Annotated in this window: 22 protein-coding genes; 16 read left to right on the forward strand and 6 right to left on the reverse strand. The window is 31.9% G+C overall.

Annotated elements, in window-relative coordinates:
• Nucleotides 1–188: 188 nt before the first annotated feature.
• From CLAU_RS13100 to CLAU_RS13120, 5 genes are all read left to right on the forward strand, one after another.
• A complete protein-coding gene (locus CLAU_RS13100; RefSeq protein ID WP_013237269.1) occupies nt 189–1139 on the forward strand; it encodes an MTP-1 family protein in 951 nt (316 codons plus the stop codon).
• A gap of 8 nt (nt 1140–1147) precedes the next feature.
• Nucleotides 1148–2200: a glycoside hydrolase family 130 protein gene (locus CLAU_RS13105; protein ID WP_023162789.1), complete on the forward strand. Its 1053-nt coding sequence runs from the start codon at nt 1148–1150 to the stop codon at nt 2198–2200.
• Between the two features lie 40 nt (nt 2201–2240).
• Nucleotides 2241–3032, forward strand: a complete 792-nt coding sequence (locus tag CLAU_RS13110) for a potassium channel family protein (RefSeq protein ID WP_013237271.1) — start codon at nt 2241–2243, stop codon at nt 3030–3032.
• 226 nt (nt 3033–3258) lie between these two features.
• Nucleotides 3259–3450, forward strand: coding sequence for a DUF2442 domain-containing protein (locus tag CLAU_RS13115; protein WP_023162790.1), 192 nt, complete (start codon nt 3259–3261; stop codon nt 3448–3450).
• A gap of 81 nt (nt 3451–3531) precedes the next feature.
• Nucleotides 3532–6867 (forward strand): cell wall-binding repeat-containing protein, encoded by a 3336-nt coding sequence (locus CLAU_RS13120; protein ID WP_029170081.1) that lies wholly within the window; start codon nt 3532–3534, stop codon nt 6865–6867.
• Nucleotides 6868–6947: 80 nt separating this feature from the next.
• Here CLAU_RS13120 and CLAU_RS13125 read toward each other — a convergent pair whose 3' ends face one another.
• Entirely contained in the window at nt 6948–8330 is a 1383-nt protein-coding gene (locus CLAU_RS13125) for an FAD-binding oxidoreductase (protein ID WP_023162793.1), read from the reverse strand.
• Nucleotides 8331–8360: 30 nt separating this feature from the next.
• Entirely contained in the window at nt 8361–9458 is a 1098-nt protein-coding gene (locus tag CLAU_RS13130) for an Ldh family oxidoreductase (protein WP_023162794.1), read from the reverse strand.
• Between the two features lie 144 nt (nt 9459–9602).
• Here CLAU_RS13130 and CLAU_RS13135 point away from each other — a divergent pair, with 144 nt between their 5' ends.
• On the forward strand, nt 9603–10163 hold the full coding sequence (locus CLAU_RS13135) for a VanZ family protein (protein WP_029170080.1): 561 nt from the start codon (nt 9603–9605) through the stop codon (nt 10161–10163).
• Here CLAU_RS13135 and CLAU_RS13140 read toward each other — a convergent pair.
• On the reverse strand, nt 10152–10694 hold the full coding sequence (locus tag CLAU_RS13140) for a macro domain-containing protein (RefSeq protein ID WP_023162796.1): 543 nt from the start codon (nt 10692–10694) through the stop codon (nt 10152–10154). The two genes, CLAU_RS13135 and CLAU_RS13140, sit on opposite strands and share 12 nt — an antisense overlap.
• Before the next feature lie 315 nt (nt 10695–11009).
• Between CLAU_RS13140 and CLAU_RS13145 the strand changes: the two genes are divergently transcribed.
• Complete coding sequence (locus CLAU_RS13145; RefSeq protein WP_013237277.1) at nt 11010–11804, forward strand: efflux RND transporter periplasmic adaptor subunit; 795 nt, start codon at nt 11010–11012, stop codon at nt 11802–11804.
• 19 nt (nt 11805–11823) lie between these two features.
• Entirely contained in the window at nt 11824–12495 is a 672-nt protein-coding gene (locus tag CLAU_RS13150; RefSeq protein WP_023162797.1) for an HlyD family secretion protein, read from the forward strand.
• 159 nt (nt 12496–12654) lie between these two features.
• Here the strand turns inward: CLAU_RS13150 and CLAU_RS13155 are convergent, their stop codons facing one another.
• The gene (locus CLAU_RS13155; protein WP_242832275.1) at nt 12655–13356 is read right to left on the reverse strand and encodes a metallophosphoesterase family protein; all 702 of its coding nucleotides are present in this window, start codon (nt 13354–13356) and stop codon (nt 12655–12657) included.
• On the reverse strand, nt 13248–13682 hold the full coding sequence (locus CLAU_RS21185; protein ID WP_023162799.1) for a fibronectin type III domain-containing protein: 435 nt from the start codon (nt 13680–13682) through the stop codon (nt 13248–13250). Before CLAU_RS21185 ends, CLAU_RS13155 begins: the two co-directional genes overlap by 109 nt.
• Before the next feature lie 155 nt (nt 13683–13837).
• Here CLAU_RS21185 and lepB point away from each other — a divergent pair, with 155 nt between their 5' ends.
• The 6 genes from lepB to CLAU_RS13185 all read left to right on the forward strand — a co-directional run bounded on the left by lepB (nt 13838) and on the right by CLAU_RS13185 (nt 21187).
• Nucleotides 13838–14368: a signal peptidase I gene (gene lepB / locus CLAU_RS13160; RefSeq protein WP_013237280.1), complete on the forward strand. Its 531-nt coding sequence runs from the start codon at nt 13838–13840 to the stop codon at nt 14366–14368.
• 147 nt (nt 14369–14515) lie between these two features.
• The gene (proB, locus tag CLAU_RS13165) at nt 14516–15316 is read left to right on the forward strand and encodes a glutamate 5-kinase (RefSeq protein ID WP_013237281.1); all 801 of its coding nucleotides are present in this window, start codon (nt 14516–14518) and stop codon (nt 15314–15316) included.
• A gap of 16 nt (nt 15317–15332) precedes the next feature.
• On the forward strand, nt 15333–16589 hold the full coding sequence (locus CLAU_RS13170; protein ID WP_023162800.1) for a glutamate-5-semialdehyde dehydrogenase: 1257 nt from the start codon (nt 15333–15335) through the stop codon (nt 16587–16589).
• Nucleotides 16590–16779: 190 nt separating this feature from the next.
• Nucleotides 16780–17004, forward strand: coding sequence for a YdbC family protein (locus tag CLAU_RS13175; RefSeq protein ID WP_013237283.1), 225 nt, complete (start codon nt 16780–16782; stop codon nt 17002–17004).
• A gap of 12 nt (nt 17005–17016) precedes the next feature.
• Nucleotides 17017–19032, forward strand: a complete 2016-nt coding sequence (locus CLAU_RS13180) for a penicillin-binding transpeptidase domain-containing protein (RefSeq protein WP_023162801.1) — start codon at nt 17017–17019, stop codon at nt 19030–19032.
• A 451-nt stretch (nt 19033–19483) separates the two neighbouring features.
• Nucleotides 19484–21187, forward strand: a complete 1704-nt coding sequence (locus CLAU_RS13185; protein WP_013237285.1) for a methyl-accepting chemotaxis protein — start codon at nt 19484–19486, stop codon at nt 21185–21187.
• A gap of 108 nt (nt 21188–21295) precedes the next feature.
• Here CLAU_RS13185 and CLAU_RS21380 read toward each other — a convergent pair whose 3' ends face one another.
• Complete coding sequence (locus CLAU_RS21380; RefSeq protein ID WP_023162802.1) at nt 21296–21418, reverse strand: hypothetical protein; 123 nt, start codon at nt 21416–21418, stop codon at nt 21296–21298.
• A gap of 418 nt (nt 21419–21836) precedes the next feature.
• Between CLAU_RS21380 and CLAU_RS13190 the strand changes: the two genes are divergently transcribed.
• Complete coding sequence (locus CLAU_RS13190; RefSeq protein ID WP_013237286.1) at nt 21837–23441, forward strand: S41 family peptidase; 1605 nt, start codon at nt 21837–21839, stop codon at nt 23439–23441.
• Nucleotides 23442–23454: 13 nt separating this feature from the next.
• Nucleotides 23455–24183, forward strand: a complete 729-nt coding sequence (locus tag CLAU_RS13195; RefSeq protein WP_013237287.1) for a M48 family metallopeptidase — start codon at nt 23455–23457, stop codon at nt 24181–24183.
• The last annotated feature ends 80 nt before the right edge of the window (nt 24184–24263 follow it).

The following is a 24263-nucleotide window of genomic DNA, read 5'->3' on the forward strand; positions in this document are numbered from 1 at the left end:
ATCAAAATATTTAACGAACTGAAGGTTGTAAAAAATATCCGGAGTATAAGTTGATTTTTCGATTAGAAACCCAATAAAGCCAGAAAGTGAAATTATGCTTTCTGGTTTTATTTTGGTAAAAATATAGAAAATTGAAAAAATAAGAATTATAATATAATTAGGTTAACTAAAACTAAGAAGGTGAAAATATGCTTGTTACTTGTGATAAATTATTGAAGGAGTATGATAATAAAAAAGCAAAAAAAATAGCCAAGAGAGTTAAATTTATAGGAATATTTAACAAGGATGTTTATAATATAACAGCTCCTTTTTTAAGCAATGGTAGAACAGTAATAGCTGGTAGAGTTGAATCAAAGAGAAGTAACGATTCCATGGTTCTTTTTTTTGAAAAATATGAAGATGCATGGTGTCATATAATAGAATCACCTATTATGAATTTGGAAGACCCATTTTTCACAAAGATAGGTAATGAAATGGTAGTAGGCGGAGTTGAAGTGTTTAATGATATAAATGATCCTAATAATCTTATATGGAGAACTATGATATATAAAGGTAAGGACATTTTTCATCTTAAGCTTTTTTTTGTAGGACCTGAGGGAATGAAGGATTTACGCATAACTGAGCTAAAAGATGGTACCATAGGTGTATTAACCCGTCCTCAAGGAGCTAAAGGTGGAAGAGGAAAGATAGGATTTGCAAAGATTAAAAGATTAAATGATTTGAGCATGGGAGTTATTGAAGATGCTCCTATTTTAAATGATTTTTTTAATGATGATGAATGGGGAGGAATCAACAGCATATATCCTATTGATCAAAATAATATAGGACTTTTAGGGCATATAGCAAAAGTAGACGAGAAGGGAATGAAGCACTATTATTCCATGACTTTTGTACTTGATATAAATTCTATGGCATATAAAGACGTACAGATAATTGCAAGCAGAAATGATTTCTTGCCGGGACCTAGTAAAAATGAAACGCTTTATGATGTAGTCTTTAGTGGAGGACTCACATTTAAGGGTAAGAAAGCCATTTTGTATGCAGGAATAAGTGACATTGAAGCACAAACACTCGAAATAGATAATCCATTTTATGATTATATGAATAAAAATCCAGAATTATACTTCGATAATTTATAGGAGGAAAAATGGATATAAGAAGATATAAAGGTAATCCAATTATAACATGCAGTGATATAACTCCCTCTAGTAAAGACTTTCAGGTTATAGGGGTGTTTAATCCAGGGGCAGCAGAGTGTAATGGAGAAGTGGTTTTAGCTTTGAGAATAGCTGAAAGAGTTGAGCAGGAAACGGAAGATTATATGAGAGTCTCCCTTTTAGATGAAAATAATAAGCTTAAATTTGTGACAATAAATAAAAAAGATGAAAACTATGATTTTAGTGATTCAAGAGTTATAAAAAAGGTAGGTAGCAATGTTGATTTTGACTATCTTACTTCTATGTCACATATAAGAATTGCAAGAAGCTGCGATGGTGTAAACTTTAAAATAGACGAGGTTCCTTTTATTTTCCCGGAAAATAAATATGAAAGTTTTGGAGTTGAAGATCCAAGAATAACTAAAATAGACGATAATTATTATATGACTTATAGCGCAGTATCCAAGTATGGTATTGTAGTGGAGTTAGCTGTAACTAATGATTTTAAAAGCTATAAAAAATTAGGTAATATTTTTAATACTGAAAATAAAGACGCAGTGATTTTTCCAGAAAAAATAGGTGAAAAGTATTTTGCACTAAATAGGCCGGTATCAAAGAGTACCGGCAATCCTGTAATATGGATATCTGAATCGGATAACTTGATCAACTGGGGGAATCATAAAATATTGGCATGTACTAGAGAAAGCTCCTGGGACTCTTCTAAAGTAGGGGCAGGTATACCTCCTATAAAAACAGATGAAGGATGGCTTGAATTATACCATGGGGTAGATGATATGGAACATTATTCTATGGGAGCACTTTTACTTGATACAAATTGCCCGGAAAAAGTTATTGGACGAAGTAAAGAGCCCATTCTTAGACCTGAAGAAAATTATGAAAAATCGGGGTTCTTTTCAGATGTTATTTTCCCTTGTGGATCTGTTTTGCGGGAAGATGAATTATATATATATTATGGAATATGTGATAATTCTATTGGACTTGCGATAGTAAAAATAAAGGATATTTTGAATACACTGGATTAAAAATATTTTTACAGAAGAGAAACTTATCTGGGGGAAAGTTATGATCCATAAAATTTCTAAAAAAAGCTTAAAATTAATTTACAATGTTTTTATAGGAATACTGTCTTTAAGCATTATAATTATACTTATATTTGAAGATGCAGGGAATCTTACAGCTAGAGACCTGGATACAGTTCACAAAATAGATAATATAATATGGATGATTTTTGTAGTCGACTATTTTACACGACTTATAATTTCAGACAATAAAAAGACTTTCATAAAGAAAAATATTATAGACTTAATTGCCATAATACCATTTAATATGATATTTCAAAGTTTAAGGATAGTTGAAAGTACAAAATTATTTAAAACTTTAAAATTAATAAATTTTTTAAGATCTTTACGGGCTCTGGCATTCTTCTTTAAGTTTCAAAAATGTTTAAATGAATTTATAAAAACTAATAAATTTAATTATATACTTCAACTTACCATAGTCACTATACTTATGGGAGGAGTGGGGATGCATTTTGCAGAAGGCAGGACACTTGGAGATTCAATTTGGCTGAGTTTTGTAACTACAACTACAGTGGGATACGGTGATATTTCTCCCTCAACCACAGCAGGAAGGATAATAGCATCCATTTTAATGCTTACGGGTATAGGATTTATAGGAACGCTTACAAGTACCATTTCTGCATACTTTATAGATAGGAAGGCTAAAAAGGTACGTAAAAATTTTAAATACAAGGTTTTGGATACCATTAAGGAAGAGTTAGATGACTTTGATAGTTTGTCTAATGAAGATATAAACAACATCTGCAAAACATTGATAGGCTTGAAAAATAAATAGCATAATATAAAGAAGGTTATACATGATTAATGCAATATGTATAACCTTTTGCATATGCAATTAATGTAGATATTATACATAAAATTGATAAAATCTATATAAAAAATACGCCAAAAGGAGTATATGCAAAAAAAAATTACCTGCTACAATCGGAGTTGTATGGAGAATTTCTTCATAGTTTTGTAAAATATTTGGATTAAAAATGAAATGAAAGGAGGAACATCAGGTGAGCAGTATAGTAAATGTGATTCTAAATAATGATTACACACTTCTCATAGAATTGGAACACGGCAATAAAATTCTGTTTAATATGCAGAGGATAATAAAAACAATGCTTTACTCAAGTCTAAAAGATATTGAACGCTTTAAAAATATAAAAGTGGAGGACAAAATAATTTTATGCCAGCCTGTATATTAATTATCACGCAGCCTATAATGATTTTTGCTACAGTTTCTCCATCGGAAAATTTCTAAACAAACTCAATAAAGGGGAGGAAAAATGAATAAAATAAAGAATTTGATTTTTGGTATGCTATGTATTTTAGTTATAATGTGGATAAGAAGTTCATCACTAGTTTATGCAGCTGATGTAAGTGTAACTTTACGATTTAATAGTGATGGTATTTTAACACAACCTCAACAAGTAATGATTTCAAACAGTGGAGATTTTTTTAACAATGAAACAGGCATTCAGAATAGGGGAAATAGCAATGATGGAAAGTGGATAAATTATACATTAGTATCAGGACATAACTATATGGAAGTTGATAATTGGAAGTTAGCTGATGGCAATTGGATAAGTGATAATAACTGGGATCATAGTAGTAATCTAAGACGTGTATATATTAAATTTAAAGATTCGTCAGGAAAGGAATCTGGCGGTGTTTCCCAGACAATAGATAGTACTGGTACAGAAATTATTGACTATACAAAGATAAATGGGGGAGATATGTATACCAATAGTCAAAATGTAACAGTTAATTTTAAAGGAGATAGCATGTATGGATATAATATCGATGGAATAGAAAATGTTAAATGTGGACCTGTTAGTCTTTCTACTGATGGCGGACAAACATGGGGTCAGCAAGAAAATTACAGTGCATCAGACTGGAGTACTCCATGTACTTTACCCATAGGTGATGGAATCAAATATATAAATATATATGGATCTATCTCTACTGTTAGTGCAGGAGATCTAATAATAGCTACAACAATATCCATAATATTGGACAAAACTCCCCCGAGTATTAAAAATGTAAGTGTTACGCCGCAAGCATGGACTAATCAGGCTATAGTAACAGCTAATTTCTCAGATGCAACTAGCGGTGTAGCAAAAAAGCTTTATGCCCCGGGAATGAAGGATATAAGCTATTTTAAAACTGCAGGAGCTGCAGTGCAAACTATTAATGGAAATAGTTTTTCTGTGAATGCAAATGGAGAATATTCAATTTATGCTGAGGATGGAGCAGGAAATGGAACGGTTCAGGTTGTTGATGTAAATGGTATAGGTATGGCTATGGTGAAGTTTTTAGGGGGAAATGGAAGCGAAAATGTAAATGTTAATAATTTAGTTATAAACTCATATGGGTCAAGTGGATACGAGTTTAAACTTCCCAATACAGTAAAAGACAATATAGTAAAAGCAGTAAATGATACAAAAGCTAGTGAGGCAGTCATAAGTGTAGAAAGTAAAAGCATTGATGTAACATTTCCTGAAATCTCAAGTATAACTGATGCAGATCTGGAAAATGGGATAACAGTTTTAGTCACTGTGGGAGCAAATAACAATATCAGCCCAGGACAATATATAGCAATTTTAAAAATGACACCAGGCAGTACAGACAGTAATTTTGATTTAACCTTTTCAAACATAAATCCAACAGTTGCAAGTTTTGACAAATATACTAGTTCATCAAATTACAAGGACATTCCAGTAACCATGACACTAAATGGAGGTACATTGAGCAGTATATATAATGGGTTAGCAAAGCTTACTTCAGGGACAGACTATACAGTAAGCGGGGATACAGTAACCATAAGCAAAGCTTATCTTGCAAAACAAACAGCAGGAACAACAGTATTAACCTTTAACTTCAGTGCAGGAAATTCACAGACGCTGTCCATAACAGTGGAAGATACGACTCCGGTAGAAACAAAGGGGACAGGTACTGTAGTAGATGAAACAGGGAAAGCAGTTAAGACGATAGATACTGAAATAACTACTGAAGCTGATAAAACCAGGATGCTTTCTGTGAAAGCACAGGATATTTTACTTGTAAAGGAACCTGATGGAACAGAAAGTCCGATAAGTGATTTATCAAAGATTGGCTTTTCTTCTGAAGGAAATGCAAGGGTTTCAATTTCTCAAGATGGAACCATTAAAATAACAAATTTGAAAGACAGCACGGATTCAAAAATTGATGTAACCTTTGACATGGGCAATGGCCAGAAAATAATAATTGGAACCATTGATATTAAGGTTTCTCAAAATGGAGATGTAAGTCTTGCAAGCAGTCTTATTGATCCTTATGGAATTATAACAGATGTTTCTACGGGAAAAGTTATTTCAGGTGCAAATGTAACTTTGTATTATGCTGACACTGCAAGAAACAAGGCTTCTGGAAAAACTCCTGGTACTGCAGTAAAACTTCCAGTTATAGCTGGATTTAAGCCTGCAGATAACAGCAATCCACAGACAAGTGATTCAAATGGTGCCTATGGATTTATGGTGTATCCTGATACAGATTACTATATAGAAGCAGACAAAAGTGGATATGACAAATATACAAGTACTACCATATCTGTAGATAAGACAATTGTAAAATACAGCTTTAGAATGAATGCAGCTTCATCCAGCTCAAGCGGCGGCTCTGGAGGCAGTGGCGGTGGAACACCATCCCCTGCAAAGGAAGACATAGAAAGGCTGTGGGGACAGAGCAGAATAGATACTTCTCTTGCAATTGCAAAGGCAGCCTACAAGGATAAAGTATCAAAAGTTATAATAGCATCAGGAGACAACTATCCAGATGCACTTTCAGGAAGTATACTTTCTTATAAATTCAAGGGTCCAGTAGTCCTTGTCAGAAATAATGAAGACGATGAAGATAAAGTACTTCAGTACATGAAGTCAAATATGAATCAAGATGGAACTGTATATATTCTCGGGGGAAGTTCTTCTGTAGAGGATGGCATGGAAGAAAAGATAGTTAATGCAGGTTTTAAAAATATAAACAGGCTAAAGGGCAGTGACAGATATGAAACAGCAGCAAAAATAGTAGATGAAGCTGGAGTAAAAGAAGGAACTCCGGTAATCATAGCATCAGGTGAAAATTATGCAGATGCACTTTCTATAAGCAGTGCAGCAGCAATTAAGCAGTATCCTGTACTTATGGTAAAGAAAGATGAAATACCGGATGCTATAAAGAATGAAATCTCAACAATAAAACCTACTAAGGTATTTATAATGGGAATGGAAGGAGCTGTAAGTGAAAAAGTTCAGGATGATATTTCAAAGCTAGCTAAAATAGACAGCAAAGATATTGTACGAATAGGCGGGCAGAATAGATTTGATACATCCCTTAAAGCAGCACAGTATTTTAACTCCCAGGGAAACAAGGTATGTATAGCATCGGGAAATGACTTTGCAGATGCACTTTCAGGAAGCAGTTATGCAGCAAATATGGGCGAACCTATAATACTTGTAAATAACAGTTTAACAGATGATGAAAAATCATTTTTACAGGGTATGAAACTAAATGGTGCCTCTATTTTAGGAGGAACAGGTGCTGTAAGCAGTGAAATTGAAGATGAAGTTTCCAAACTTATAAGTAAATAAAGAAAAGAGAAATTCTCCATATGTTGCATGGAGAATTTCTTGGTTTATTTGGAAATGTATATAGATTTATTCCATAATTCTTAATCTACTATAGTACCTGGATTTAAAATTCCATTAGGATCAAATGCTTTCTTAATGCCTTCCATAATTTGAATTTCTCTTTTGGTAAATTGAAGAGGCATATATTCTTTTCTGGTTTTTCCAGTTCCATGTTCTGCAGTTATTGTTCCACCATATTTCAATGCAATTTTGTACATTTCCTGTTTAAATTCTTCATAGTAAGAAGGCAATTTACCATTGTCACTTAGTATGAAATTATGAATATTCCCATCGCCTATATGGCCAACTGCTGGGATTTCAGTATGGTATTTTTCAGATAAAGCAGATATATCGTCAAAGAAATCAGGCACTGCGGATGGTGGAACTGCCATGTCAAGTCCATCAGCTACATGGTCTTTAAAAGGAGTGTAGGCATTGCTCCTTATGGCTAAGATTTCCTTCTGATCCTTTGAAGTTTCAGCTATAATGCTGTCTACTGCATTATGTTCCTCACATATTCCTACGATTTGTTCACTAGTATCATAAAGTTCATCTTCAGTTTTAGCGTCCAGCATGAGCATTAAATCCACAGAGCCTTTGGTTGCAGGCCATTTAGTACCAAGGTGCTCTGCAGCTTTTTCTGAAATAGGTCTGTCCATGTATTCAATAGCTAAAGGTGTAATTCCTTCTTGAAGTATTTTAGGAACGCAGTCGCAGGCATCCCTTCTTGAATCAAAGGAAACTATGAGTGTACCTGTGTATTTATTTTTTGCATACAATTTTAAAGTTACTTTTGTAATCACACCAAGAGTCCCTTCGCTCCCAATCATCATCTGAAGCAAATCATAACCCATGTTGTTTTTTATTAATTTTCCACCTAAAGTGGCTATTTCTCCTGTAGGAAGAACTACTTCTAAAGCTTTAACATGATTTCGCATAATTCCATGTTTTACAGCCTTTGTACCTCCTGCATTTACAGCTACCATTCCTCCAATTTGTGCCCCTTCATCGCCGGGATGTATTGGGAAGAATAACTTATCCTGTTTATTTAATTCTTCAAGTAAATTTGCTAAAGTTACGCCAGACTCCACTGTAATCATTAGATTCTTTTTATCAAATTCCACGATCTTATTTAATCTTTCCAGAGATAAGATTATACTTGGTTTTATGGGAACTGCTGCACCACATACACCTGTACCACCGCCCCTAGCAATTACAGGTATCATGATTTCATTTGCATATGTTAGTATTTTGGATATTTCTTCTGGTGAACTGGGTTTAACTACTACACAATCTTTTGAGGATTCAACGCGAATTAAAGCTTCTGTTTCATCCTGCAAGTAACTTTGCATCTGAGATAGATCATCCGTAACCCAGTCTGCTCCGGTAATTTTTTTTAGATTTTCAACTATTTGTGAATTCAAAAATATTGCCCCCTTTTTAATAATTTACAATTATACTACTTTAGTTACATAGTCACTAGCTTTTATGCTAAAGTAGTCACATATGTCGTATATTTCTTTAAGAGTAGTGTCGTTTACTGGAATTCCATTTTTCATTTTATCCTTATAGGATTCTACTTCTTTCTCACCATGAGTATATATTCTTGTGGCGCCTTTTGCTTTCTTTGAATTTCTAAGTTCATTTAGGTAGCTGGAAAAGTTCTCTTCAATGGATTGTTTATCCCCAAATATACCATAATCCACTGCAAAGAAATAATGACATGTTCCAGATCCATTTTCCCTATCTAAGCTAACTTTATTTGCAGTAAATCCTCCAGATAAAATTGCTGTAAACATTTCAACTGCAAGTGCAAATCCATAACCTTTATGTCCTCCAGTTGATTCTTTTGATCCTCCAAGAGGAAGCAGTCCTCCTCCAGAATTTTTTCGTACATTAAGAAGTACATCTAAGGGATCTGTAGTATCTTCACCATCACTATTTAAAGCTAGACCAAGGGGAAGAGGTTCATGCCTTTTGTTATAAACTTCAATTTTTCCCCTAGTAACTACGCTAGTAGCCATATCCATTAAAAATGGGTAGGGTTTAGCTGGAAAAGATATGGCAATAGGATTTGTGCCAAGCATAGCATCTTTTCCAAAGGTTGGTACCATTACAGCTGGAGAGTTGGTCATTGAAATTCCAAGAAGTCCTTCCTCCTCAGCCATTTTGGCATAGTAGCCTGCAATACCATAGTGATTTGAATTTCTAACCACTACCATACTCATTCCTGAAGTTTTAGCTTTTTTAATTGCCAGATTCATAGCTTTTTTACCAATTAGCTGTCCCATACCGCCCATGCCATCTATTGTTGCAGATACAGGTGTTTCCTTTACTATTTTTATTTTAGAATTGATATTTATAAGACCACTTTTTATTTCACTGTAGTACTTTACCAGCCTTTGAATACCATGGGATTCAATTCCATATAGATCTGATAAAAGCAAAACGCTAGTTATGGTTTCACTATCTTCCCGGTTGAATCCAAATTTCTCAAAGACCAAATTACACAGCTTTTTTATATCTTCATATTTAACTTTGGTGTATGACATATTATTCCTCCATTTAGCAAATTTACTTTAATACATAATAGTGTTACTATAGCAAATTATACCTCATTTAAATATAAAATAGAAGGTGCTTGTTACCTAAATTTGAGGTATAATAATTGCATTAAAACAAAGAAGGTGACAAGTATTAAAAAGATAATTTTGATTATTTTATGTATTCTTTGGATGGGATTTATATTTTATAACTCATCAAATAATGGTGATATCTCTAACCAAAGAAGTTATAACATATTAGACAATTTAAGAAAAGAGTACAGACAAATCAAGGAAAACAAAATTGTAAGTAAGGATGTAAATGGCAATGTTCAAATTAAAATTCAAAAAGGGCAAGTTAAAAGTACATATGTGAATCCTACAGGAAATAGAGAAGAGAAACTGAATTTAATTATAAGGAAAAATGCTCATGCATTTGAGTACTTTATACTTGCTATTTTAGTCAGTGGAGTGTTATTTGAATTTAATGTAAAAGGGGCAAAAGCTTTAATATACATAATGTTTGTATGTCTTTTTTATGCTGTTACGGATGAATTTCACCAAGCGTTTGTGCCTGGTAGAAGTTCTCTTGTAAGTGATGTACTCATAGATTTTTTGGGAAGCTTGATTGGAATTTTTATTTTTTACACAATTTATTACTTGGTTCATAAAATAAAATCAAGACAAAAAGGAAGCCTAATTTCATTTAAGTAGGTATTTTTTTGATTTTTCAAGGAAAATGTTATAGGTTTTTTCGTCGAAATTGCACATTACAACTTTATTTAAACTCGTATCTTTATTTGTGAAAAACTTTATGGTAGTTTCAAGAAGTATTTCTGCACATTTATCTTTTGGAAAGCCGAATATACCGGAACTTATGGCGGGCATGGATATAGAATGTAAATTATAGCACTCTGCCAGATTGAGCACACTTGTTACAGCTTTTTTAAGCTTCTCATTTTCATTGCCTTCACCCATTACAGGGCCTACAGTGTGTATAACAAATTTAGCAGGTAACTTATGTCCATATGTTATGACTGCTTTTCCAGTAGGAACACTTCCAATTATTGACATAAGTTTATTGCTATCATTTTGTATTTCAAATCCACCAGCAGAGACTATGGCTAGAGCTGCCCCGCCTCCATGTTGTAATTTGCTGTTTGCAGGATTTACAATGGCATCACTGTGTTCTTTTGTTATATCTCCTTTTTTGATTTCAATTGTGTTATTACCTATTTTAATCATATACTAATCCCCTTTCAGAAATTTTTTGAGTAGTATATATGAAATTGTATAGTTCTGTTGATACAATTATATACCTTACTCTACAATTAGCAATTTAACGAGCTGAAGGTTGTAAAAACATTCGAAGTATAAGTTGATTTTTTACTTAGAAACCCTCATATAAATAAAGTTGAAGATTTTCTGGATATTGGAGGAAATGCTTACTAAATTTATTTTAAAGTTTTAGACTAAAGTCCTTTATTTTAAACAACATTAAGCTTATAATAAAAATGTTAAAAAGTTATTTTACAGTGCCTACATAAGAGGAGGATGGAAATGAAAAAAATTATTTTAGTTTGTTTAGTAGTTATGGGAGTGTTTTTAGGTGGCTGTAGTTATAATAAAAATTCAGCTCCTACCAAGACGATTACAAATTCCAATGAGCAGAATGATAAAGGTTCATTTATAATGGGAGGAAAGATTGCAACAAATGAAGATACTCAAATAACTTCAAACATTTCAGCAAGGGTTTCAGAAGTATCTGTAGACATAGGGACAAAAGTAACAGATGGACAAGTTGTTATAAAATTGGATACCCAAGATCTTCAGAATCAAGTTGATCAAGCACAAAATGCATTAAATGCTGCAAATTCAAATTTAACTAGTGCACAAAGTAGTACGTATAATAGTACAAGCTTAACAGGTAGTTCTACATCGTCCAATATAAGTACTTATCAAAGTCAGGTAAATCAGGCACAGGCTGCATTAAAATCTGCTCAAAATTCGCTTAATAATGCTACTATTACATCGCCTATTGCAGGAACAGTTAGTGCTAAAAATGTAAATGTTGGAGATATGGCTTATCCAGGTAAACCGCTTATCTCAATAGTTAATTCTGATAAATTATATGTAAATGCATATGCACCATCTTACATTTTAAATAAGATTAACGTTGGTCAAAATGTAATTATTAGAGTACCTGACCTTCCAGATCAGGATTTTCAAGGAAAAGTAACTGTCATAAATTCTAAGGTAGAGCCGCAAAGTTCAGATATTTTAGTACAGGTTAGTATAAATGGTAAAAATCCATCTTTGAAACCAGGTATGTTTGCGGAAATAGGATTAGAGTAGTGAAAAGGGGGGATACAGCGTGGTTAATAAAATAGTTAGTATAATCAAGAAATATAAAATAGCAGCTATTGGAATATTAGTAGGAATTGCAGTAATATTGTGCGGTATAATATCTTATTTCTGGTATGAAAACACTTATTATATTTCAACAAATGATGCAGTAGTGGGTGCAGATGTAGTTAATGTAAATACTCAAATTCAAGGTAAATTACTAGAGTTTGATATAAATGAGGGCGATGAAGTTAATAAAGATGAGATATTGGCCAGACAGGAAGTTACAAATACCCCGGATTCAAGTATAGATTCATCTTTAGTGAGAGCTCCTATAAGTGGTATAGTTGTGAAAAAGCAGAGTACTCAGGGAGAATTTAAATTAGCTGGTCAAACTATAGCTACTGTAGCAGATGAAGATAATGTTTATGTAACTGCAAATATAGATGAAAAAGAAATTCAAAATGTGAAAGTTGGTCAAGCTGTTACTGTTAAGTTGGATGAATTTAATGGTAAAAAGTTTAATGGAAAAGTAAAATCCATTGGATTAGTATCACAAAATGGTTTAAATCAATCTTCTAAAGATAAAAATGGTGAGTTTAAAAAAGTAAATCAAAAAGTGCCAGTTAAAATTCAGTTCAATAAGACTAAGGGATTGGTTTTAGGAACTAATGCAAGTGTCAAGATTCGTGTAAAATAAAAAAGTTTGTGAGAATTTTAAACGAAAAATAAACTTATGCTCCGAATATTTCTACGCATAAGTTTATTTTTTAGTTAGAAATTCTATTTAGAAATTATATAATGCACAATTCACAATTAAGGATGATTTTCTGATGTCACAGAAAATCTAAAAGTTTAACTACTTATTTATCATAATCATGTTAAATTGGGTATTATAGCTGCAATTAAAACCTGCTTTAGATAAAGCATCTAAACTCACATTTTTACTAGGAGAAAGATCTTTGGCATTGAAACTATAGGTTTGCTTATCTATAGTCAATTTCATTGAAGCTGAATCATAGCTTCCACCTAAGTACATAGTTATATAATTTGGATTTACATAAGCTTTACCTTTTATGATTTCAGCTTGATTACTTCCAAATGCAATTGGTGTTCCATATATAACTAACCTTGGATCAGCACCTATGGCTGCTAATTCATCATTATTTGAAGATTCTTCATCTTCCTGGCTATCTAACATAACGAAATGAACATTTCCGTAATCGTAAGAATATACTTGCCCTTTGAAACCATCAGGACCGTTCATCGGAACTTTAAATTGATTTGTAAAATATTTAGGTTTAGTTGAATCCCAGCCAACTGCATTGTAGGTTTCGTGATTGCCTTGAACTGGCATTTCAGGTAAATTGTCAATAACTCCTTTAGCAGCATTAAACCAGTTGTTCCAATGCCTATAATCTTGGCCCTTTTCAACTAAATCACCAACATTTATCATGAAATCTGCATCTTTATTTTTAGAATAGGCATTTTGAACAGTCTTATTCCAAGGAGCATAATTTGGAACATCAGCATTTCCACTTTGAGAATCCCCAAAAACAATAAATTTATACATCCAGTATTTATATCAGTGCTTGATGTAGAAAAATCTTGTTTAGTAGCATTAAAAGTTTTTGTTTCTCCAGTAGTCAAGTTTTTATATTGAACTAATCCTTTAGTTACATTTGTACTAGTTCTCCAGGTGATTGTTTGTGTAGTTTTAGGGTCTTTAGTCCAGGTTAAAGTAATGTGATCAGGTTTTACAGTAGAATTTAAATTAGTATTAATAGTTGTATTATCGTAAGCTGCATGAACTGAGTATATTGGAGCTATTGTTGATGTGGCAGCAATAAGTGCAGCTATTATCATGGATAAGTATTTTTTCTTCATAATATCCCCGACTAACTTAATTTTCCATTTGACAATCTTATTATATATTTTCCAAATTAAATGGATATTATATAAAGTTAACTGTATGTTAATTTATATTATGCTATAATAAATGTTAATTATAATTTTTGTAATATTGAAGGAGAGTATGATAAATGGAACATAAGGGAGTTTTAAAGAATATAGGCGGATATGTATTTTATATTATATTAGCAGTTGTGTTTGCATTGACATTTAGGACCTATGTTTTTGCAAGAACAACTGTGATAGGACCTTCTATGCAGCCTACATTTCATGATAAGGATTCTGTATTTTTAGAAAAAGTAAGTACTGAAACCGGTCATATAAGTAGAGGAGAAATTGTTACTTTTTATTCTAAAGACGAAAATAATGATGATTACATAAAAAGAGTTATAGGAATAGCTGGAGATAAGGTTGAAATAAAAGATGGAAAGGTATATTTAAATGGACAACTTCTTTCAGAAGATTATCTTCCTAAGGGAACAATTACTGAACCTAATTCTCTTATTACACAATATGTAATCCCTAAAGGATATGTTTTTGTACTTGGAGACAATAGGGGAAATAGTACTGACAGCAGAATACTTGGACCAATAAATTTGAAAGACATAAGAGGACATGTTATCTTGAGAGTATACCCTTTTAATAATATCAGGGCATTTTAAAACTGGTAATATGCATAAATTTAAGTGTAAATAGGTAAATATATAACTTAATTTTTGCAGTTTAAGAAAATTTGCTAAGCAACATTTTTAATTCTTAACTTGTGAAGGTTGAGTATGTAAAGTTAAATTATTTGTGGGGAGTAAAAAATGAACATTAGAGAAAAATATTTAAAGGATGCTAAAAAAGTTGTAGTTAAGGTAGGCACTTCTACTCTTATAACCGAAGATGGATCTTTGGATTTGTATAGAATAGAGGAAATAGTAAGGCAAATTTGTTATTTGCAAAATCAAGGTAAAAGTGTAGTTTTAGTAACTTCTGGAGCTATTGGTGTTGGATTTTTGAAATTGGGACTTAAAACAAAGCCAAAAGACATATGTGAAAAGCAAGCTGCTGCGGCTATTGGCCAGGGAATACTTTTGAATATATATGAAAAGATGTTTTCAGAACATGGCAAAATAGTTGCTCAAATTTTACTTACAAAAAATGATCTGGATATTGTGGACAATTATACTCATGCCCAAAATACCTTCACAGCACTTTTAAAACGTGGAGTAATACCCATAGTTAATGAAAATGATGCAGTTGCAGTAGAGGAAATAAAATTTGGTGATAACGATACTCTTTCAGCTTTGATTGCAAAGACCATTCATGCAGATCTTCTCATACTGCTCTCAGATATTGATGGACTTTATAGTTCTGATCCTCAATCAGATAAAGATGCCAAATTAATAAGCTGTGTTCCTAAAATAACTAAGGAAATTGAAGATTGCAGTAAGGGATCTCACAGCAATGTTGGAACAGGTGGTATGTATACTAAAATTAAGGCGGCAAAAATAGCAGTATCATCGGGGATATCTATGATAATAGCAAATGGATCCCAAGATTCTGTTATAGAAGATATAGTTTCAAATAAAGAAATTGGAACTTTATTTGAAGCAGAAAAATAAAAGGAGGCTTATAGAGATGGATGTAGGTAGTTATGTTGTAGAAAAAGCTAAAACTGCAAGTAGGGCTGCAAGAATATTATCTAATATGGGTCCGAATTTAAAAAATAGAGCTTTAGATGATATGGCAGAGGCACTTCAAAACAACAAAGAACTTATTTTACAAGCTAATAAGTTAGATCTGGATAATGCTAAAAAATCAGGTAAAGGTAAAGCTTTTATCGACAGACTTGAACTAAACCAAAAGAGAATAGATTCTATGGCAGGTGGACTTATTAAAGTTGCATCACTTCCAGATCCTATTGGTGAAGTGTCTAAAATGTGGAAAAGGCCTAATGGACTGCGTATTGGAAAAGTGAGAGTACCTCTTGGAACAATAGGAATAATATATGAAGCTAGGCCAAATGTAACTGTGGATGCTGCTGCACTTTGCCTTAAAAGTGGAAATTCAGTTATTTTAAGAGGAGGGAAGGAGGCAATAAACTCCAATGTAGCTATATACAATACAATAAATAAAGCTGCTGTTAGTGCCGGACTTCCAGAAGGGGCTATTGAATTTATAGATATAACTGAAAGAGAAGCAGTGGAAACTTTGATGAAACTTAACGAATATGTAGATGTACTGATACCAAGAGGGGGCAGGGGACTTATCAATTCCATAGTAAAGAATTCTACAGTGCCTGTAATCCAAACTGGTATAGGAAATTGTCACGTTTATGTGGATGAAAGTGCAGATTTAAGCATGGCAGAAAATATAGTGTTAAATGCAAAAACTCAAAGACCAGCAGTTTGCAATGCTATGGAGACATTGCTTGTACACAAAAACGCTGCTGAAAATTTCCTGCCTCATTTGGGAAAAACCTTAAAAAGTTTGGGAGTTGAAATAAGAGGATGTAGTGAAACGAAAAAATTGATTCCCTATGCAAAATTGGCAACGGAAGAGGACTATGATACAGAATTTCTAGATTTGATATTGGCTGTAAAAGTAGTGAATTCGCTGGATGAAGCAATGGATCATATTTATAAATATGGAACAAAACATTCTGAAGCTATAATAACAAATGATTATAACGCATCTCAAAGATTTTTAAATGAAGTTGATGCTGCGGCAGTTTATGTAAATGCTTCTACTAGATTTACTGATGGTGAGCAGTTTGGATTTGGTGCCGAAATAGGTATAAGTACCCAGAAGCTTCATGCGAGAGGGCCTATGGGATTAAACGAACTTACTACTTCAAAGTATGTAGTCTATGGAGAAGGACAGATACGAAAATAGGGATTTCTATCTGAACTTAGTTGGAGAAACAAATTCCCACTAAGTAAGATTCATTGATTGAATTTAAATTAAACTTCTGAGGATTTGACACTCAGAAGTTTAATTTTTTATTGAAATTCTTAAATAGATGGTATTCTGTAATTATGGTATAATATAGAAAATAAATTTTTGATTTTGAGAGGTGTATAAAATGGCAGGTATAAAATATGAAATAAAAGAAAATAAAGGAGTATTATCAGAATCCCCTAAAGGATGGAAGAAAGAATTAAATTTAGTTAGCTGGAATGATAGAACTGCTAAATATGATATAAGAGATTGGTCACAAGAACATGATAAAATGGGAAAGGGAGTTACCCTAACTGTAGATGAACTGAGGGAGTTAAAAAACATATTAAATAATATGGATTTGTCTTAGAGGTATGATTTTATGAAATGTAAATTTTTATGGTGTATTTTCATAGCATTATCTATATTTACAGTCACTGCGTGCAGCAGCAAAAGTAATATGGTAAAAAATAGCTTAAATGGTTACATAGATGCATGGACAAAATGCAACTATGATTTAATGTACAATAAGATGGATAAAGATAGTAAATCTAGGATTGCTAAAAAAGATTTTGTGAGTCGTTACAATAATATTTACAGTGGAATAGAAGCAAAGAATATAAATGTAAAGATTGACAGCAGCAGTGACATAAAATATGAAGATGGAGCTGCAAAAGTTCCAATAAAGGTAAGTATGGATACTGCAGCAGGTAAATTAGATTTTTCAAACAGTATAAGTTTAAAAAAAGAAAAGGATAATGACAAAACAGATTGGAAAGTAGTGTGGAGTCCTTCTAATATATTTCCGGATTTAAAAGAAGGGGATAAAATAAGAATAGATACTGTACAGGGAAAAAGGGGTACGATTTATGATAGAAATGGCAATCCTATAGCAGAGGATGGTAGGGCAGCACAAATTGGGATTGTACCTGAAACTTTAGAACAAAATGGTGAAAAATCTAAGGAAAATATAGCTGCCCTATTAAACATTTCAAAAGAAGATATAAATAAGAAACTCTCTGCATCTTATGTAAAAAAGGATATGTTTGTACCTATAAAGATAATACAGGAAGACGACAGTAATCTAGCTGTACTTCAAAGAATTTCTGGAGTAAAAGTGCAGTATATAAAGGAAAGAGTGTATCCGTTAAAAAATGCAGCTGCGCATTTAACAGGGTATGTACATAAAGTTACTGCAGAAGAATTAAAAACAAATAAAAATTATGGACCTGATGATATAATAGGTAAATCAGGATTAGAACAAATATATGAAAGTACTTTAAGAGCTCAAAACGGATATGAAATTTATATTGTAGATAAAAATAATAAGAAAAAAAAGACTCTCATAAAGAGAAAAGTACATAATGGAAAAGATATAAAACTTACTATAGATTCTAAAATTCAAAGTTTACTATATAATGAATTGCAGCAAGATGCTGGCATGGGTGTTAGCATGAATCCTAAAACGGGGGAGGTTCTAGCCCTTGTAAGTACTCCTTCTTTTGATCCTAATGATTTTGTAATGGGTATGTCAAGTGATACTTGGAAAACTTTAAATGAAGATAAGAGAAGACCTTTATACAATAGATTTCAGAGCAATGTAGTTCCCGGATCTGTTTTCAAGCCTATTACAGCAGCAATAGGTTTAAAGGATGGTAAATTAAATCCACAAGTGTCTAAAAATATTTCTGGACTTAAATGGCAAAAAGACAGTAGTTGGGGAAAGTATTATGTTACACGAGTAGAGGATTATGGCGAGCCTAGCAATCTTTTGAATGCTCTTGTTTATTCAGATAATATATATTTTGCAAAAACTGCACTGGATATTGGAAAAGACACTATGGAGACAGAACTTAAAAATTGGGGGCTAGGTGAGGGAATGCCTTTTGAGTATGGACTCTCTAGATCACAATTAGCTTCAAAAGGAAATATAAAAACAGAGGTGCAGCTGGCAGACAGCGGATATGGCCAGGGAGAAATTCTATTAAACCCAGTTCACTTAATGGCAATGTATGATTCTTTTGTGAATGAAGGGAATATTATAAAACCATACCTTATATATAAAGATAATGCCAAGGCACAGATATGGAAAAAAGATGTATATCCTAAAGAAGATGCAAATATTATTTTAAATGACCTAGAACAGGTAGTTTCAAACCCTAAAGGGACAGGACATGAAGCATATATACCTGGAATGGCTTTGGCAGGAAAGACAGGTACTGCAGAGATAAAGGCTTCACAGGAGGATACTAGTGGAACGGAAGTTGGATGGTTTGCTGCAGTTAATGTAGATAATCCAAAGCTTTTAGTAATAGCCATGGTGGAAAATGCTAAAGAAAAGGGAGGAAGCCATTATGTGGTCCCTATAGTCAAAAGTGTTTTTGAGCAAGTAAGATAGGGCTATATCTTGTTTGATGATTACCTACTATAACATTTCTATGAATTTTGTGAAAGCTACTAAATAATATTCACTGATAAGTTTAATTGCAATGTAGAATATAATTTAAATTTTTGATATAATAGTATATAAAGGAAATGAATAAATTTTTAATTTATTTAAGATTAAAGAAATTAAAAACAGGACAAAAAGTCGGAAGCAGTGCTCTGACTTTTTTTAAATAAATTATATAAACGTTTTCATCAATGAATCTTACTTAGTGGAAAAAGTAGATATCCCCAATCTTTGATTTGATGACAGTCGCTTTCTCTTTAGAGTTTTGCTTCTCCCACTAAGTTTAGATGAATTATCTAGGGCGTAGCTATGGTTAGCTCCCACTTTGATAAAAGTGGGAGTGTTACAGTAGGTAGCCATCAGATAAAGTTATATTATATTTTCAGGGGGAGTGTAAATGAAAAATCTAAAAGTTAGGGGTAAAATAAATCTTTTAATAGTATGTATCATTTTGATTTTAAGTGCTTCAGTTCTTATATTAGTACATCATAATTTGAGTAATATAACAGATGAAAGCTATTCCAATCAATTGAAATCAAATTCTGGTATGGCTTTAAAGTTATTAGATGAAAAATATAGTGGAGCATGGAAAGAAAAGGGTGGCAAATTATACAAGGGGAGTAAACTCATAAGTGGAGATACTAAATTTGTAGACTCTATAAAAGCGGAGACAGGTGAAGAAGTTACTATATTCTTAAAAGATACAAGGATTTCTACGACGGTAATGAACAAAGGAAATAGAGCTGTAAATACAAAAGCTTTATCTGAGGTTTCAAATAAAGTGTTGAAATCTGGAGAAGACTTTAGGGGAGAAACAAAAATATTGAATGTACCCTATGAGGTAATATATAAACCAATCAGGGATAATGAAGGAAATGTACTGGGAATGTTTTTTATAGGTATTAGTAAAAGTGTAATAAATAATCAGATATTTCAAGTTTTTAAAAGCATAGGTATTATTGTGTTACTAATAGCTATATTGTCTGTTATAGCAGCAAATATTTTTGTATCTAAGATAACTAAAGTATTACTTTATTCTGCAGAGTATATGAATACTTTATCAAAAGGAGATTTTACTAAAGAAGTTCCTAGAGAATACTTGAATTATAAAGATGAAGGAGGAGTTTTAGCCAAAGGTATAGAAGGTATGAGAAAATCTGTGAATAATTTGTTGTATACTATTAGAAATGATTTTAAAACTATAGTTGATGAATCAAATAGCTTGGTTCTGATTTCTAAAGAATTATCTGGATCTTCAAGTGATGTATCCCAGACTATAAATCAGGTGGCAGGAGCAAATACAAATCAGGCACAAGAATTAGTTGCTGTAAATGGGGTTATAGATTCCTTTAGCAATGAATTGTCTAAGATAGTAGAGGATATAAATGAAATAGATAGGAGCTCTAATGAGATAGACAGTATGGCAAAAGAAAATAGTGAAAAACTGCCTAATATAGAAAGGTCTATCGCAAAGGTAAATGATTCTTTTAAAATGTTTAAGGGAGATATAACGGAGTTTAGCAGTAATGTGCTGAAAATAAATGACATAACTAATATTATAAACAGTGTTTCAGATCAAACTAACCTGCTAGCTTTAAATGCAGCTATAGAAGCAGCTAGGGCTGGAGAAGCTGGAAAAGGTTTTGCAGTTGTGGCAGAGGAAGTAAGAAAATTAGCTTCACAAACTAAGGAGTCTTCTACAAGTATAGATAGCTTAATTAAATTGCTTTCTAATAAAATAGGAGCCATAGTAAAGGAAACTTCAGAGATGGACAATGAAATTGTAAATCAAACTAAGTCTATAAATGAATCTATAGAAGCTTTTACTAATATAACTTATGCAGTTAATAATATAATACCTAAAATTCAAAAAGTGAATGTATCTGTAGACAACCTTGAAAAAAGCAAAGATAAAATAGTGAGTAGTGTAGAAGAAACCTCAGCTACTGCAGAAGAGATGGCTGCATCTACTGAGGAAATAGCTGCTTCCAGTGCTGAAATGAGTAAGTCTGCAAATAAAGTATACGAAGTTGCAGAAAACCTTGAAAGTATGACAGAAAATCTTAAGGGCAATATAACTAAATTTAGGATAAATAATTAATATGCCAACTTTGCACATATAAAATTTTGACTTAATGTAAAAAAATTAAATAGTTATTGTATAGGCAAAATAAAAAATGGCGGAACTTTAAGATTCTGCCATTTTATTTTAAGTTGATGAAATGATATAGGTTATTATAGATACTGCTAATATTAATGCTATAAAAAAAATTGTAGTAGCAGTTTTTATATGCCTTTTATGTAATTCTATTGGAGAGAGTTGTTCTTTCATGTTATAGCTCCTTTTATTATGTAATTATAATAATAAATTTAATATCATTTATTATGCAATTTAATTATATAATAAATAAATTGATATTTCAATATTATGAATTGTTGTAAGATAATATATTACTACATAGTGTGGAATTATATGTGATTAAATATCAATAATTAAGTTTGCCGTAACTATATCCTCCTAAGCTATAGTAAGCAAAAAAGATAAATTTCAATGGAAGTAAATGTTCAATAATGATATAATTAGTTCATTAATTATAGAGTTTCTAGATTGAAAGTTGAATTATTCTCCGGATATTTTTACTAAGACTTATGTATGAAATATTTAAATGTACTTCATTATTGTAAAAATGTATCTGCGAATAAGTTCAAATTTCAATTACAACCTATAATAATTTTGGGAGGATTACTATATGAAAAGTAACTCAATGAGAAAATTAGATATGAGATTATATGCAAAAAAATTATTTGTAGTATTTTGGACTATGTTTTTTTTACTTGGCTTTTCATTTACAGCATCGGCAGCAGACTCGTCACAAGTACTGAATCAAGTGAAAAACGATATTAAAACCTATTATGTAGGCAATATACCAGACGGGGTATTAAATGCATCTAGTATAGATGAAGCATTGAAAAAACTTAATGATCCATATACTGAGTATTTTTCTAAAGAGGAAGAAACAAATTTTTTAAATTCTATAAATAATAAAATTTACGGAATAGGCATATATATGTCTCAGGTTCCTTCAGGAATAAAAGTAGATTCTGTAGTTGCGAATTCTCCAGCAGAAAATGTAGGACTTAAGGAAGGGGATATTATAATTTCGGCTAATTCCCATTCACTTGCCAATATAACACTTGATCAAGCTTCTTCATATATTAAAGGAGACGAAAATACAAATGTTAATCTTGTAATTCAAAGGCAGGACAAGGTATTAAGCTTTTCTGTAAAAAGGGGAGAGGTAAGTATTCCAATAGTAGATGGAAAAATGTTGGATAGTAATACTGCATATATTCATATAGCATCTTTTGGAGAAGACACATCACAAAAGTTTAATGAAAAGTTAAAAGAGCTTCAAGCAAATAAACCTGCAAGGTACATAATAGACCTGAGAGATAATGGTGGAGGATATATGGATTCTGCCCTAAATGTAGCAGGAAATTTTATAGGACAAAATTTAGCACTTATAGTTGAAGATAAAAATGGTAAAAAAACAGGTTACCTGGCAGGAGAAGAACAAAATATAATAGACAAGCCTACTATATTTTTGGTAGATAAATATACTGCCAGTGCTTCTGAAATATTGTCTGCAGCAGTGAAGGATTATAAAAAAGCCTTTTTTATAGGAAATACTACTTATGGAAAAGGTGTGGCACAGCAGATGTTTGATCTTTCAGATGGAGGAGCATTGAAATTAACTGTAGAAAAGTTTTATTCCCCTGCAGGTAATATAATACAAAAAGTAGGAATAAAACCTGATTTTGATACAGGTAATGAGAATTCTTTGGCAGTAGCGCAATTATTGTCGGGACAGTGTAAAGATGGAACAGATGAAAGAGGATTTTTAAAGGTTACAATAAATAATGAAAAATTTTATATAGATTTAAGTATTGCTAAAAATGAGGAATATTGGTCTGCTTTTAAGTATATAGTGAATAATATAGATAGATCACAAATTTGTATAGGCACTAAAGATGGATGGGCAAAAGTTCCAGAAGAATACTTTAGCAATGTATATAAGTTTTTTTATCCAGAAGATAAGGTTTTAGATACAATGCAGCAGGTGCCGCAGGATAAAGCATTTACTGTAATTTTTAACAAAAAAATAAGTTCTGATATGAAAAATAAAATAAATATGGAAATTATAAATGGTACTACTGGTAAAAGGGTTGCTTTTAAAATAGGCAGCGTAGAAGACAACAAGGTGGTTATTGTGCCACAAGAAAAGTTAGAAAAAGGTAAGACTTACTATATAAAGGTTAACGACACTATAAAGCCAGTTACTGTTAAAAATTAGTGAAAGGTGAAAAATGGAAACAACTCATAGACTTTCTTCATTTGAATATAAGGTAATAAAGAAGGATATAAAAAACATAACTATTAAAATTAATGGAAAAGGTGAAGTATATGTAATAGCACCTCTTAATGTTAGTTATCCATCCATAGAGAAAATAGTTGAGAATAAAATGGAATGGATACAGGAAAACGTGGAAGTTACAAAGAATAGAATTTATAACATGAAGTCTATGGGGCTGTTAGATGGAAAAAAGCTTTTATGGATAGGGAATTTTTTAAAAATAGAAATGCAGCAGGCAGACATAAAAAAATGTTATGTAGAAATTGCAGAAGATAAAATTATAGTTTATGGCAAAGCTGTTTTATTAAAAAATGAAGAAAATATTAAAAAGAGCATATGCGAATTTTATAAACAAAGGGCTAAGGTGATTTTTAGAGAACGAGTGGATATTTATCACAAAAATCTAAATGTTTATCCAAAAAAAATAACAATTAGGTGTCAGAAGACTAGATGGGGAAGCTGTTCCTCTAACGGTAATATTAGTTTCAATTACAAAATATTAATGGCACCTATGGAAGTTATAGATTATGTAGTTGTGCATGAACTTTGCCACCTGGTATATATGGATCATTCTAGAGATTACTGGAGATTAGTAGAATCTATAATTCCACAATACAAAAACAGAAGGAAATGGCTTAAATGTAATGGATATATGCTTAATTTTCCAGAAAAATACATATGAATAGTAAGTAAACTTATAGACATTAGAAAAATAATAAAGTAAAATTAAGTAAGTAATTTTAATTGTGAAAGGAAAATAAT

The organism is Clostridium autoethanogenum DSM 10061, assembly GCF_001484725.1.
Taxonomy (GTDB): domain Bacteria; phylum Bacillota; class Clostridia; order Clostridiales; family Clostridiaceae; genus Clostridium_B; species Clostridium_B ljungdahlii.